The sequence below is a fragment of the Acidovorax sp. genome (genome assembly GCF_046294525.1).
Lineage (GTDB): Bacteria > Pseudomonadota > Gammaproteobacteria > Burkholderiales > Burkholderiaceae_C > Acidovorax.
This window is the reverse complement of record NZ_JBKBKQ010000029.1, coordinates 1-13,458: the sequence shown is the minus strand read 5'-3', so window position 1 is coordinate 13,458 and position 13,458 is coordinate 1. Positions and strand designations below refer to the sequence as shown.

The 13,458-nt window shown below is 65.6% G+C and carries 17 protein-coding genes; 7 read left to right on the top strand and 10 right to left on the bottom strand.

Translation table 11 applies throughout. The features are described from left to right. Positions 1-404 precede the first annotated feature (404 nt). The 5 genes from ACK4HJ_RS19800 to ACK4HJ_RS19780 are packed head-to-tail and all read left to right on the top strand — an operon-like array spanning position 405 to position 3,809. The gene (locus ACK4HJ_RS19800) at positions 405-818 is read left to right on the top strand and encodes a YciI family protein (RefSeq protein WP_409834744.1); all 414 of its coding nucleotides are present in this window, start codon (positions 405-407) and stop codon (positions 816-818) included. 36 nt (positions 819-854) lie between these two features. Further along, positions 855-1,394 carry an SRPBCC family protein gene (locus ACK4HJ_RS19795; protein WP_409834742.1) on the top strand — a complete coding sequence of 180 codons (540 nt, stop codon included), beginning with the start codon at positions 855-857 and terminating at the stop codon, positions 1,392-1,394. 58 nt (positions 1,395-1,452) lie between these two features. Beyond that, positions 1,453-1,860, top strand: a complete 408-nt coding sequence (locus tag ACK4HJ_RS19790; RefSeq protein ID WP_409834740.1) for a VOC family protein — start codon at positions 1,453-1,455, stop codon at positions 1,858-1,860. A 47-nt stretch (positions 1,861-1,907) separates the two neighbouring features. Beyond that, positions 1,908-3,257 carry an RNA polymerase sigma factor gene (locus ACK4HJ_RS19785; protein ID WP_409834738.1) on the top strand — a complete coding sequence of 450 codons (1,350 nt, stop codon included), beginning with the start codon at positions 1,908-1,910 and terminating at the stop codon, positions 3,255-3,257. 24 nt (positions 3,258-3,281) lie between these two features. After that, positions 3,282-3,809: a GFA family protein gene (locus ACK4HJ_RS19780; protein ID WP_409834736.1), complete on the top strand. Its 528-nt coding sequence runs from the start codon at positions 3,282-3,284 to the stop codon at positions 3,807-3,809. Between the two features lie 13 nt (positions 3,810-3,822). Here ACK4HJ_RS19780 and ACK4HJ_RS19775 read toward each other — a convergent pair whose 3' ends face one another. From ACK4HJ_RS19775 to dinG, 9 genes are all read right to left on the bottom strand, one after another. Next, positions 3,823-4,311 (bottom strand): reverse transcriptase-like protein, encoded by a 489-nt coding sequence (locus ACK4HJ_RS19775; protein ID WP_409834734.1) that lies wholly within the window; start codon positions 4,309-4,311, stop codon positions 3,823-3,825. A 117-nt stretch (positions 4,312-4,428) separates the two neighbouring features. Further along, positions 4,429-4,698, bottom strand: coding sequence for a DUF3297 family protein (locus ACK4HJ_RS19770; RefSeq protein ID WP_409834732.1), 270 nt, complete (start codon positions 4,696-4,698; stop codon positions 4,429-4,431). Positions 4,699-4,784: 86 nt separating this feature from the next. Next, complete coding sequence (locus tag ACK4HJ_RS19765) at positions 4,785-5,366, bottom strand: NnrU family protein (RefSeq protein WP_409834730.1); 582 nt, start codon at positions 5,364-5,366, stop codon at positions 4,785-4,787. Between the two features lie 156 nt (positions 5,367-5,522). Beyond that, a complete protein-coding gene (locus ACK4HJ_RS19760) occupies positions 5,523-6,146 on the bottom strand; it encodes a PolC-type DNA polymerase III (RefSeq protein ID WP_409834729.1) in 624 nt (207 codons plus the stop codon). 86 nt (positions 6,147-6,232) lie between these two features. Beyond that, positions 6,233-6,514, bottom strand: coding sequence for a hypothetical protein (locus ACK4HJ_RS19755; RefSeq protein WP_409834727.1), 282 nt, complete (start codon positions 6,512-6,514; stop codon positions 6,233-6,235). A gap of 64 nt (positions 6,515-6,578) precedes the next feature. Beyond that, positions 6,579-7,082 carry a pyridoxamine 5'-phosphate oxidase family protein gene (locus tag ACK4HJ_RS19750; protein ID WP_409834725.1) on the bottom strand — a complete coding sequence of 168 codons (504 nt, stop codon included), beginning with the start codon at positions 7,080-7,082 and terminating at the stop codon, positions 6,579-6,581. A 246-nt stretch (positions 7,083-7,328) separates the two neighbouring features. Then, positions 7,329-7,391 (bottom strand): hypothetical protein, encoded by a 63-nt coding sequence (locus ACK4HJ_RS19745; RefSeq protein WP_409834798.1) that lies wholly within the window; start codon positions 7,389-7,391, stop codon positions 7,329-7,331. Continuing rightward, positions 7,364-7,597 (bottom strand): hypothetical protein, encoded by a 234-nt coding sequence (locus ACK4HJ_RS19740; RefSeq protein ID WP_409834800.1) that lies wholly within the window; start codon positions 7,595-7,597, stop codon positions 7,364-7,366. The genes ACK4HJ_RS19745 and ACK4HJ_RS19740 overlap by 28 nt, the downstream gene beginning before the upstream one ends. A 373-nt stretch (positions 7,598-7,970) precedes the next feature. Then, the gene (dinG, locus tag ACK4HJ_RS19735) at positions 7,971-10,130 is read right to left on the bottom strand and encodes an ATP-dependent DNA helicase DinG (protein ID WP_409834723.1); all 2,160 of its coding nucleotides are present in this window, start codon (positions 10,128-10,130) and stop codon (positions 7,971-7,973) included. A gap of 300 nt (positions 10,131-10,430) precedes the next feature. Here dinG and ACK4HJ_RS19730 point away from each other — a divergent pair, with 300 nt between their 5' ends. Then, positions 10,431-11,687, top strand: a complete 1,257-nt coding sequence (locus ACK4HJ_RS19730) for a hypothetical protein (RefSeq protein ID WP_409834721.1) — start codon at positions 10,431-10,433, stop codon at positions 11,685-11,687. Between the two features lie 218 nt (positions 11,688-11,905). Then, a complete protein-coding gene (locus tag ACK4HJ_RS19725; protein ID WP_409834719.1) occupies positions 11,906-12,208 on the top strand; it encodes a hypothetical protein in 303 nt (100 codons plus the stop codon). Positions 12,209-12,689: 481 nt separating this feature from the next. Here the strand turns inward: ACK4HJ_RS19725 and ACK4HJ_RS19720 are convergent, their stop codons facing one another. Then, positions 12,690-13,292, bottom strand: coding sequence for an N-acetylmuramoyl-L-alanine amidase (locus ACK4HJ_RS19720; protein ID WP_409834717.1), 603 nt, complete (start codon positions 13,290-13,292; stop codon positions 12,690-12,692). Between the last annotated feature and the right edge of the window lie 166 nt (positions 13,293-13,458).

The window sequence follows — 13,458 nt, the reverse complement described above, 5'->3', positions numbered from 1 at the left end:
GCGCTTTTGGAGTGAGTTCCATTATTTGCAATGAAAACGGCATCACCAATGTTCTGGACGATTCCACTCTCCATGTGGGGATAGTGGTTGAAGCCAGAGGTTCAGCGATGCCATGGGGATAAGTTTTGGGGCAGCGAGCTGGGGGCAGAGGCGCAGCGCCGCGCGGCGGATTATCTGGTGCAGTGCGGGAGCCGACGCGCCGGTTGCAATGACTTACCAGCCGCTCGGTTCCTATCTCCCCTGCCTGTGCGTCCCATTCCATCGCGACCGTCACACAAAGAAGTTCAGAAATTTCCCAGATACGCGCGTCGGCGTGTCGAAATCGCCATCCTCCATTCGTCGTAGACGTTGAAGGACGCCGAAAAGGCTCCTTTGCCCGTCCATCGTTTTACTGGAGACCCCCCATGCGATTCATGATCATCGTGAAAGCCACCCCCGAATCCGAACAGGGCTGCATGCCCAGCGCCGCCCTCATGGCCGAGATGGCGCGCTACCACGAGGAGTTGGCCCGTGCCGGCGTGTTGCTGGACGGCAGCGGCCTCAAACCCACGTCCCAGGGCTGGCGCGTGCGCTACAGCGCCAGTGGCCGCAGCGTGACTGACGGCCCCTTTACCGAAACCAAGGAGCTATTGGCCGGCTACACCCTCATCCAGGTGCGCACCCGCGAAGAGGCGCTGGAGTGGACGCGCCGTTTTCCCAACCCGCGCGGCGAAGGCCTGGCGGCCGAGATCGAGGTGCGGCAGCTGTTCGAGATGGAGGACTTTGCCAGCGTCGAGGGTGTGGAGCAATTCAACGAGCTGCAGGCCCAGCGCGGCTGAGCACGCGATCCCATCAACGCAAAACACTCCACAGCCATGCTCAAGACCATCGCCCTTGTCCTCCTGGCCGCACTGGGGCTGCTGCTAGCCTACGCCGCTACGCGGCCCGACACCTTCCGCGTGGAGCGCAGCCGCGTCATCACCGCCCCGCCCGAGCGGGTGTTCGGCCTCATCCACGACCTGCGCCAGTTCAACACCTGGAACCCCTATGAGCGCAAGGACCCCGCCCTCAGGGGCGAGTACAGCGCCACTACCGCCGGGCCCGGTGCGCGCTATGCCTGGCACAGCGACAAGGTAGGCACGGGCAGCATGGAGATCGTGGACGCTGAAGCCCCGCGCCGAGTGGGCATGAAGCTCGACTTCGTGGCGCCTTTTGAAGCCCACAACCGAGCCGAGTTCACGCTGCAGCCCGAAGGCGACAACGCCACGCGCGTCACCTGGGCGCTGCACGGCCCCGTGCCTTACCTGGCCAAGATCGCGCACCTGTTCTTCAACATGGACCGCATGGTGGGCCAGGACTTTGAAGACGGCCTGGAACACTTGCAGGCGGTGGTGCAAAAGCCGGTCGGCTCGTGAGCCCCCTTTGCCAAAAACCACGCTTGCCCTTACCTTCCCCACCCTTGGAGACCTCTTCATGCACAAGCAAATTTTCGTGAATCTGCCCATTGAAAACATGGCCCGCTCGCAGGCCTTCTTTCGCGCGCTGGGATACACGTTCAACCCCGACTTCACCAACGACCAGGGCGCCTGTCTGGTCACCGGCGACAACCTGTTCGTGATGCTGCTGGTCAAGGACTACTACCAGACCTTTACAGCCAAGGCGATTGCCGACTCGCGCAGCACCTCCGAGGTGCTGATGTGCTTCTCGTGTGACAGCCGCGAGGCCGTGGACACCCTGGTCGAGAAGGCCGTGGCGGCCGGCGCCACCACGCCCCGCCCGGCGCAGGACCTGGGCTTCATGTATTCGCGCAGCTTTGACGACCTGGACGGCCACACCTGGGAATTTGTGCACATGGCGGACGCCAGCCAGGCGCTGGGCTGAGAGCCTGTGTCCGAATACGCCGGCCGCATCCACACCATTTGAATCGCGTGAACCCCTCTGCCCTGCCTGACCGCGATGCCCTGCACCGCACCATCGACTCGGTGTGGCGCATCGAAGCTGCGCGCATCATCGCCAGCGTGGCGCGCATGACGCGTGACGTAGGCCGGGCCGAAGAGCTGGCGCAGGATGCGCTGGTGGCTGCGCTGGAGCACTGGCCCAAGACCGGCCTGCCCGCCAACCCCGCTGCCTGGCTGATGACCACGGCCAAGCGCCGCGCCATCGACCACCTGCGCCAGCAGGCCATGCAGGCGCGCGAGCACGAGGCGCTGGGCCACGACCTCGAAGCGCTGGAGGCGCAGTACGCGCCGGACGTGGTGGAGACCCTGGTGCACGCCCAGCAGGACGACATTGGCGACGACCTTCTGCGCCTCATCTTCACGGCTTGCCACCCTGTTCTGCCCACCGAGGCCCGGGTCGCGCTGACCTTGCGGTTGCTGGGCGGGCTCACCACGGCCGAGATTGCGCGCGCCTTTTTAGTGCCCGAGCCCACGGTGGCCCAGCGCATCGTGCGGGCCAAGCGCAGCCTCACGGCCGCGCACATCCCTTTTGAAGTGCCCGGCGCGGCCGAGCGCGCGCCGCGTTTGGCTTCGGTGCTAGAAGTCATCTACCTCGTCTTCAACGAAGGTTATGCCGCCACTGCGGGCGACGATTGGATGCGCCCTGCCCTGTGCGGCGAAGCCCAGCGCCTGGTGCGCGTGTTGGCCAGCTTGGTACCGGACGAGCCCGAGGTGCAGGGCCTGGTGGCGCTGCTGGAGATTCAGGCCTCGCGCCTGCCCGCGCGCACCGACGCGCAGGGTCAGCCCGTGCTGCTGATGGACCAGGACCGCGCGCGCTGGGACCACCTGCTGGTGCGCCGCGGCCTGGCCGCGCTGGACAAGGCCGAGCAGCTGGCCCGCGCGGGCAAGCCCTGGGGGCCCTATGCGCTGCAGGGCGCCATTGCCGCCTGCCATGCGCGCGCGCGGCAGGCCGAGGACACCGACTGGCACCACATCATGGCGCTGTACGACGCGCTGCTGCAAGTGGCGCCCTCGCCGGTGGTCGCGCTGAACCGCGCCGTGGCCGTGGGCATGGCGCTGGGGCCTGCAGCCGCGCTGCCGTTGGTGGACGAGTTGGCGGCAGAAGCCAGCTTGCGCCACTACCACTGGCTGCCCAGCGTGCGTGGCGACCTGCTGGCCAAGCTGGGCCGCACGGATGATGCCCGCGCCGAATTCGAGCGTGCAGCGCAGCTCACACGCAACGCGCAGGAGCAGGCTCTGCTGCGCGCGCGGGCGGCGGCCCTGCAGGCTGGCGCGGCAGACCCGTCAGCGTCAGAATGGGCCCGTACTCCCGCCCCTTGAACCTTTCACCACCGCCGTCACACCATGCCGTCCAACGACGCTGTCTTTCCGCTGGAAGGCGGCTGCACCTGCCGCCATGTGCGCTACCGCATGGAGACCGCGCCGCTGTTTGTGCACTGCTGCCACTGCCGCTGGTGCCAGCGCGAGAGCGGTGCCTCGTTTGCACTGAACGCCATGATCGAGGCCGACCGCGTGACCCCGCTTGCCGGCACCGTGCGGGTGGTCGATACCCCGTCGGAAAGCGGCCTGGGACAGAAGGTGGCACGCTGCCCGCACTGCCATGTGGCCGTCTGGAGTCACTATGCGGGCGCCGGGCCGCTGGTGGCCTTTGTGCGCGTGGGCACGCTGGATGCGCCCGATGCGCTGGCCCCGGACGTGCACATCTTTACCGCATCCAAGCAGCCCTGGGTGGTGCTGCCGCCGGGCACACCGGCCGAGCCACAGTACTACGACCGTGAGGCCCTGTGGCCCGCTGCAAGCCTGGCACGCCGGCAGGCTTTGCTGCCGCGCATCGCGGCCTACCGTGCCGCACTGGGGCTGGACCCGGCGTAGGTTGCGCGCAGGTTCACTGCTTTCGTTTCTTTTTCTTCTGCTGAGGCCGTGCCTTAGGCGCCAGCCCCAGGGCCGCGCGCGCCAGAGCGTCTGCCGCAGTGTTGCGGTGGCGCGGCACCCAGGCCAGCTCCACCGCTGCAAACGGCTGCAGCGCGCTGCGCACCGCGTCCACCAGCGGCGCCAGGCGCACGATGGGTGGCCCGGGCTGTGGGCCCAGTTGCTGCACCAGCAGGCTGCTGTCGCTGACCACTTGCACCTCCACCCGCGCTGGCGTGCCGCCTGCGCCCTGCAGTGCTGCCGACACCCACTGCAGCGCCGCCAGCAGTGCGCGCAGCTCGGCCTCGTTGTTGCAGCCCGTGTGGTGGGTGGCTTGCGATATCTCATGCCGTACTACGCCATCCGGGCTGACCAGCACCGCGCCCAGGCCCATGCGCCCCGGGTTGGGCACGGCGCTGCCATCGCAGTGGATGGTCCACGCGGGGTTATGGCGGCTTTCGTTCATGCGAAACGCTGTGGCATCCGGTCAGGATGGAAAGGCCTGTGCAGTGGGAGAGGCCTGCACCCGTGGACGCCGAGCAAGGACTCGTTCCGAGCGGCGCAGCCGATCGGGGGGAGCCACTTACTTGTAGAAGGCCTCGACCTTGCCCTTGAGCTTGATCATCAGCGGCTGGCCTTTGCGGTCCACCGTCTTACCGGCCGGCACCTTCACCCAGCCTTCGCTGATGCAGTACTCCTCCACATCGGTCCGCTCCTTGCCGTTGAAGCGGATGCCGATGTCGTGCTGGAACACGGCAGCCACGTGGTGCGGGCTGCGCGGGTCCACCGACAGATGATCGGGCAGGGGCGGCGGGGTGGAGGGGGTGGAGGCGGGGTTTGCAGCGTCGGTCATGCAGTCAAAAGGCCGGTTGGCACCGTCAAAAAAAGGGAAAGCGCGGATTTTCCGGGATTTGACGCCTACCGACCCGGCGCATACCCCTACCGCCCCAGCGGCGCCACGCCAATCAGCCACGCGTGGGCCCAGAACGCAAAGCCCGCCCACGCGGCCGCGCCTACCAGAACTGCTCCTGCCGTGCCCGCTGCGGTGCCGGGCGCGTATTGCAGGTGCTGGGCCCGGTCGCGTTTGCGCGCCGCGCGAAAGCTGAGAACCGCCCAGAGCAGAAACCCGCCAAACAGCAGCACATCGGCGAGATTGCCGTTGGACAGCAGATGCGCCAGCGCCCACACCTTCACGCCCAGCACCATGGGATGGTGCAGCCGCGCCTTGATGGCATTGCGCGGCACGTAGGTGGCGGCCAACAGCACAAGGGCGATGAGCGTGAGCAACGCCGCTGCGTGCCGCATGCCGATGGGTGGCACCCACAGCACCACAGGCTGCTGGCGCGCCAGTCCGTAGCCCCACACGATGAGCGCCAGGCCCACCGCCGACACCAGCGAATACAGCCCCTTCCAGCCGCCCTCGCCCAGGCGCGCAAGCATCTGCGCCCGCCAACCTTCGGCCACGATGCGCACCGAATGCACACCCAGAAACAACGCCAGCCCCAGCACAAGAAACAGCATGACCAAACCTTTCATCGCAGTGATTGTTGGAGCGGCTGCGTCGACCCCGGCAGGCACCTGCTGCCCGCCGGCCCGCACGCCCGCCGCAGGTGACAGTATGCAAGAAATTTAAGCAAAAAGTGCCTCCAGCGCTTATGTGGCAAGCGCTGATAGCTATCAATTTGTGAGTGATGCGCAGGCATGGCGCGCCAGCATCGCCTCCACCTTGGGTTTGGCGCAGCGCTGCAGCGTTTGCAGAAACGTGTGGCTGGGTTCGGCCACGCGCCAGCGGGAGCGCAGGTCGTTCTGCATGCGCGCCAAAAGCGCTGCGGCCATCTCGGCATCGGCCAGCGCGCGGTGGGCCTGGCCGGTGCGCGGAAGGCCGTGGTAGTCGACCAGGGTGCCCAGCTTGTGGCTGGGCGCTTGCGGGTACAGCCGGCGCGACAGCAGCACGGTGCACGCAAACGGGTGCGCTGCAGGCTGCCCGGCCAAAGCCAGTTCGGCCTGCCAGAACTTGCTGTCGAACGATGCGTTGTGCGCCACCATGGGCGCGTCGCCCACAAACCGCGCGGCCTCCTGCATTACCTCTGCAGCGTCGGGCGCGTCAGCCACCATGGCGTTGGTGATGCCGGTAAGGTGGGTGATGAAGGGCGGAATCCACGCGCCGGTTTTCATCAGGCTCTGAAAGCGGTCCACCACCTGGCCATTGTCCAGCAGCACGATGGCGACCTCGGTCGCACGCGCACCCTGGCCGGGAGAGATGCCGGTGGTTTCAAAGTCGATGACGGCGATGGGGGGCATGGCGGCGCAGAGCAGGCTGGGCAAAGCGTGCATTGTGCCGCCCGGGGGCCCGGTCGGTGCGACCGGGCTGTGCAGATGTGTGTAGCCTAGCCGGCTCCGCGCGCGCCGCCCCCTGGCCCGCCACCGTTACCGGCCGCCCCGCGGCGCGATTGCACTTGATTGCCGCTGCCAATGTGGGCATCGCGGTCGTGGCGGCTTTCCGGCGTGCGGCGGCTCTGGTGGGTCTGTGTGGCGTCCTTGTGGCCCTCGCTGTTGTGCGCATGGGCGACCTTGCCGGAACCCGTGCCACCAGCAAACGCGTCGGCCGCGCCGGACTTTTGTGCGTCGGTGTCCGCGCTGCGGGATGTTCTTTCTTGTGCTGCTGCCATGGGATCGGTCTCCTGCATCAGGTTGGCATGGGGGCTTCGGGCGTATGGCACGCCCGTGGGCGCATCAGGACAAGCTCAGTTCCTTGTGCTCGCCCAAGTCGCGCGGCGGCTCTCCGGTGATGGCCGCCTTGGCCATCTTGAACAACTGCACCATCTTGCTTTCGTCCACGTCCCAGTACTCGGCATGGCGAATGCGCACCACCAGAAGCGCCAGGTCCGGGTCCGTCACGCCGCCCGGGAACCAGGCCTTGGCCATGGGCGACCACAGCGCCTCCTTCTGCGCCCGGTCTTCATTGAAGCGCGCCTGGCCAGACAACGACACATAGCTGTCGTCGTCCGGGCTGGCATACGACACATTGACCTCGCCATCGGTCAGCAGGCGCTCATACAGCTCGCCGGACTTCGAGATGAAGAAGAACAGCTCGGCATGCTCGTCCAGTTGGCGGTTTTGCGTGGTCAGCGGGTGAGCGTGCAGCATGCCGCTGGCGGTGCGGTGCGTCAGCATGCCAAAGCGGATGTCCTTGATGAGCTTCCACAGGGTTTCGTGGGCGGGCGAGTCGTGTTGCATGTGGGGTCTCCAGCGGGGGTGGTGCGCCAGCCCGGAGGCGGGCCGCCAGGGCGCGGCCGGGTTGTGGCCGCAAGGCGGGCTGGCAATGTGTAACCCACTGTAGGCGCCGTCACACTGTAGGCGCGTCGGCTGGCAACGCGCGACGGCGTGGGGGTTTGTCCGACAGGCGCGTCGTCGCTACTGGGGGGCGGTTTTGAGAGGACTCGCTCCAGCGCCGCCTCTACTGCAATTTCCATTGCAGGCAGGTCATCCACGGATGGTCTTGAACAAGACTTCGTGCGCTACCTGCTCGTATCCGTGGGCAAGGATGTTGCGAAGACCAATGACCTGCCGCCCCGGATCCCGGCGAGCTCTTGGGCCCGAACCGCGTCCACGCGGTACGCAGCCTCGCCCAGGTTGATGAAACGTTTTTCGACGGCGAGGCACAGAATCCGCTGTGCCTCAAATGCCTGCACCGTCATCGGCGGCGCGACGAGACTGCGCAGTTCGCGAACAAACCGCAGCATGTCGGACAAGTGAGCAGGGGTGCGGTCCACCGTCATTGGTACAAGGGCCGTAGCTGGGACTCAATGGCGCGGCGCCGAAAGGGGTTCTCGAGAACTGAAGGAACGGCCAAGTCGATCTTGCGACCGCCAAACGCTTCCGATAACTCTTCCTGCATGCCACCAGCCCAAAGCAGCTGGGCGCCTCGCCAGGAATGAATTGGATCAGAAGATCCACATCACTGTCGGGGCCTCTTGGTTCACTGCGGAAGAACCGAACATCTGCATCCGGCGCACGTGGTAGCGCTGGCAGATTTCCGCGATCCGAGCCTGGAGGGAGGGGCCGATTTGCATGGCCCGAATTGTGAGCGAGACACGCCGGAGGCCAGCGTGCGCGGGCCCCGGCTCACCCCGCCGCCCGCTGCTGCAGCGCAAACGGCGGCAACCCTTTCAGCAGCCGCTGCCCGTAACTCGTGCGCACCAGCCTCTTGTCGTAGCAGTACACGTGCGCCTGGTCATCCTCGGTGCGGATGGCGCGGCCCACCCATTGCGCCAGGCGGATGGCGGTGGCGGGCACCACCAGTTCGCTGAAGGGGTCGCGGCCCACGGCGCGCAGCCATTCGGCGCGGGCCTCGCCCACGGGGTCGTCGGGCGGGGCAAAGGGCAGCTTGGTGATGAAAACCGATTCGCACAGGCGCCCGGGCAAATCCAGCCCCTCGCCAAACGACTGCATGCCGAAGATGACCGAGGGTTCGCCGTTTTCCACCCGCTCACGGTGGCGCTTGAGCAGCTGCGTGCGCGGCAGCGCGTTCTGCACCAGCACCACACTGCGCATGGCGGTGGGCAGCGCATCCACGGCCTGGCGCATCTGCTCGCGCGAGGTGAACAGCACCAGCGCGCCGTATTCCACGCGGGCAATGTCATGCAAAAGCGCATCCACCATCTCTGTGGTGAACTGCGCGGCGTTCTTGGGGTCGGCGCGCGTCTCGGCGGCAATCAGCGTGCCCTGGGCGGCGTAGTTGAAGGGGCTGGGCACTTCGAGCGTGGTGGCGGCCTCGTCGCCGTGCATGCCGGCTTCGCGCAGAAAGAAATCAAAGTTGCCGCAGCTTGTCAGCGTGGCCGAGGTCAGCACCGCGCCGCGCACCGCGCCCCACAGGTGCGTGCGCAGCGCGCTGCCGGGCAGGATGGGGCTGGCATGCGCCTTGACCACAATGAAGTCGCCATCGGTCTCCAGCGTGAACCACTTGGACGCGGGCACCGCGCCCTCGGGCGCATCCTGCAGCAGCAGTTGCGCGGTGGCGTGCAGCTCTTCCAGGCGCGGCGCCAGCATGCCGATCTGCGCATACAGCGTGGACAGGCGCTTGGCCTCGTCAGGCTTGTCGCGCATCTCGGCGCGCAGGGCTTTGCTGATGGCGCGCAGGGCGTCCAAAAAACCCTCGGCGCTGGCGGCGAGCAGGCCCAGCGGCGCGATGAGCTGTTCAGGGAGCTCGCCCCGAGGTACGCGCACGCGCGCCGGGCCCCACGTGTCCTTTTGGCTCTTGAGCGCGGCGCCATACACATCCATCACGATGCGCGCCAGGTCCTGCAGCGTCTGCCGCAGCTGGGCCGCGTGCCTGGGGATGTCGGCAATCTCCTCCACCTCCAGCAGCGCGCCAATGCGCAGGCCCCGGCTGGACAGGCGCTCGATCCAGGTGATGCGCGACAGGTCCATGCTGCAGGCAAATTGCTGCAGCGCGGTGGCGGGCAGGTGGTGGGCCTCATCCAGCACCAGCAGGCAGTTGTCCAGCTCGGGCAGCACGCGCGCACCCAGCGACGACAGCAGCAAATCATGGTTGGCCACAATCACCTGCGCGCCCACCAGCTCCTTGCGCTTGTCGTAGTAGGTGCACTGGCTGAACGCCGGGCAATGTTTGCCGGTACACGACGCGCCCTCGGCCGCCACGGGGCTCCACACCTCGGGCTCGGGGGGTGTGTCCAGGCTGTCGCGGTCGCCGTCCCAGGCGCCTTTTGACAAGGTCTGCGCCATCGACGCATAGAACTGCATGCGCGCTTCGGTCTCCTGCCGCGGGCGCTTGGCGCGCTCGGCCGCCTCTTCTTCGGCAAACAGGTCGTCGTCCCCCTCGTCGGCTTCCCCGTGGCCCGCCAGGCGGTCGAGCTTGAGCTTGCACACGTAGCGCCCTCGCCCCTTGGCCAGCGCAAACTTGAACGGCTGTGGCATGCGCGCCGCCAGTGCGGGCAGGTCCTTGTTCACCAGCTGCTCCTGCAGCGCCACGGTGGCCGTGGAGATCAGCACCCGCGTGCCCCGCACCAGCGCCAGCGCAATGGCGGGTGCGCAGTACGCCAGCGATTTGCCCACGCCGGTGCCTGCCTGGATCACGGCGATGGAGCGCGTGGGCGCGGGCTCCCCGCTTTCTTCATCCACCTTGCCCAGCGTGGCGCTGCTGAACGTGCGCGCCACCTGCTCGGCCATCAGCCGCTGGCCGGCGCGGCTGCGAAAACCCTCGGTGGCGTTCACCACCGCGTCGAAAGATTCAAGGGCCTGCGCGGCCCAACCCTGTTGAGACATACAGTAGTGTCGCATGGCGCGCGGGTGCGGATAGCCAACCGGGCTTTGCAGCCGATAGGCGGTTCGGCGCGCCGCCGGCCCTCGCTGACAATCCGCGCACGACTACACCGAAGAGGGATGCAAATGAGAGGGAGAACGGTGCGTACGGCAAGCAACGCCTCGCCAGGGATCACCGCTTGGCAATACGCCCTTGCGCGATGGCTGGCGGGCGCGGCGCTACTGTGGATTTGCCTGTGTGCCAGCGGGGGCGCAGCTGCCCAAACCAAGGCGGCGCCCGGGACGACCCAGCCGGGCAGCACAGTGCGCCAGCAGTTGCTTGCGCAGCAGCTGCAGCCCAACGACCCCGCCCGCTATGCCTGGGGGCGCGCAGCCGAATCCCTGGGCCAGGGGGCGGACGCAACGTATCTGCAGTTGGCGTTGATGGACGACTGGTTGCTGGCCCTGGAAGGCCAGCCAGCACAGGCCGCGCGCAGCATCGAGGCCGCCATTGCCCATGGCCAGCAGCTGGATCCGTACTTTCTGGAACGCCGCGCCCGGGCTGTATGGCGCACCATCTTGCAGTCGCAGCAGTTGCGGCCCGAGTGGGACCGAGATGGCCCCGGAGTGTCGTTGCCACCCGAGCTGGAAGCCCTGGGCGCCGAGCTGACGGCCGAAGGGCCCGGCTTGTGGGTGCGGCGCGCCAAGGACGGCCGTCCCCGGGGCCTGTACCTGTGGCTGGGCGTGCGAAACCGGCTGGCCGAGCCCCTGCCCCTGCCAGAATTTACGTTGCGCCTGGGCCGCGCCGACCAGCAACCAGCCGCGTTGTTAATGATGCAATGCGCGCTGCCCCGCTACAGCACGCGGCAATGGGTGCCGCCGCAAACTGTTCAACACTACCTGTGCAGCGCTGTGGACGGCGGTGTCGGCAATCCGCCCGCCGGCGTCGGGTGGCTGGCGCAGACGGGACACTGGTTCAGCGAGGGGGCTGCGCTGCAGACCGTGATACCTCAGAGCGACCAGGCCCTGTCGCGCACCATTCGCATCCTGCGCGAGGTGGACAACCCGGCCATGGACAAATTTATGCACCGGGTCCGGGAATCTGCAGAAATACAGGACCTTCAGCAACGGCAAGCGCAGGCGGCAGCCACGGCGGCAAAGAAGGCGAAGCAGGCGGACGAATCCGCAAAAGCCCGCCGGGCGGCCGAGCCCATGGCACCTTGGCTCAAGCGGCTGCTGTTCTGGGGCGGGGTCATTGGCGCGCTGGTGGTCTATGGCCTGGTGGCCCACCATGTCAGTGTGGCGGTGGCGTCGTGGCTGATGTGGACGGGCCTGGCCATTCCGTGCGCGATCCTGGTGCGCTCTCTCTGGGGAGAGAGTTCAGGCGATGGCTGGAGCCGGCTGGGGACTGCCGTGATCTCTGGCATCGCCATCGGGGCGCCTTTTCTGGGCACACTCATCGCTTACCTGGCATACAAGTTGGTGGTCAGCCCGCAAGCGCGCCTCAAGGCGGTGATCTTCCTGCTTGTCGTAGCTCTGCTCGCCGTGTTGAATACGCTGGAGAGGTGGTATCGGGGATGAGGGAATGAGTGAGGTTCACGCTCCCGCCACCCGCAGCGGCGCGGGGCCTGGGCCTACATTAGGGGACGGACGGCGGCGGTAGGGTATTGCTGATCGTGTGCTGCGTGTGCCGGTTGCCGTGCACCGTTGTCCAAACCGGTGGAGTGGATCACAGATCCTTCGTCGGAGCACAACCTGCAGAACACACCCCATCCGACTGGCCATTGCCCGAGGTTTCCATGAACACTACGACCCATCGCCACCACCGCCCTGAAGAAGACGTCGTGCCGTCTGCCCCCATCCCCGCCCGCACGGAACGGCGCGTCAACACCACGCAGCCCACGTCGCAACCTGGCAGTGGTCCTGAAGATTTGAGCGCCCCCGAAGGCCGTCTGCCGCACGAGCGCGACCAGGCCATTGATATGACCGATGGCGTCCGCCATCCGGAAGTCGAGCAGGCGTACGAGGACGTGCAGCGCGGGTTGCAGGATACCGACCGTGGGCCGCCAGCGGACAAGGCTTACCAGAAGCAAAAAGTGTAGTTTGTGCCAATCGACAATGCGAAACCTTGTTCACATCGGCGCGAGGTGTGAGCGTAAGGCTCAATGGCCCGGGAACCCTGAGAGTAAATTGGCAGTGTGAAGGCTGTTCCAACAGCCAGCGATCCGGATTCTCAATGCTTTAAAAGCAGGTATTGAAAATGTCCTCCGCAGTCCAGGGTACCAAGGAGGTCGGGCCGGAGTGTCCAACGGCAAATATTGAGGTGATGGACTAGTTGGCCCTCTAGATAGCAAGGCGCAAGGTCGTACTCGTCGTGAATAAGCCGACTACTTACAGCAGTCGCTTGCCTAAAAAACTCCTGAACCTCGACGCGTGAGAAATCCACATCAGACGGACGACACGCTTCTGAACCGCCAGACACAAACTCATAACCGTCTATGAGAACCTTCGGATCAAACACGAACCCGACGAATCCTGAGATCAATCCTGCTAGCGCGATCAATGCACTTACGTAGGCAAGCCTCATTTCCAAACGGCGGATGCCGCCTCCCCGGGGTTTTTGTATGACACCGCAGGATGGCGGTATACGTCTTTGCTGGAAATGGAGAAGTGGGTGTAGAGCTCACCAGTCAGCCATTGCAAGGAGTTATTTTGCTCCGACGTCACTGTCTCATAAGTTTTCGCATCAATGCTGCGGCCAACGATTTCAATCCCGATGGAGTCTCCATTGATGGGATAGCGCTGCGGATAGGGCTTGGCGCGCTCGTGAGCGTCCAGCGCTCTGACGTGATTGGACCAAGACATCGCTTGGATCCGAGCCATTGCCACGCTGTCACATGATGGCTTATCGATTTCTAAGCAGCGGGAGCGAATGTGCCGGCCGACATGCTGGCACCGCATCAGCATGCTCGCAGTTTGATAGACCTGCCCGTTCTTATCTATCAGAAAGTGTGCCCCGTGAGGGCTTTTAGCGTAGCTATTGAATGTTTGTTGGGCTGTAGACGAATCCGTTTGGTGCAACACTAACGCTACGACAGAACTGAGTGGCCCATGTTCCAAATTGAGATAACGACGAACGATGATGCGCGCGTCACTGATGATTCCCTCAGGTGATACTTTAAGCATTCAGTGATCGTATTTTTCAATGTGGTGTTTTCCTTGTTTCTGTTGTTAAGGAAGCTCTTCACGAATCGGTTCTGGCAGTGCCGTAGTGATGCCCGAACTAAGACAGCCCTTGCTTTCGAGAATTGATCGCCCCCAGCAGGCGCTGTGCGCGGGCAATTGCCCGGCG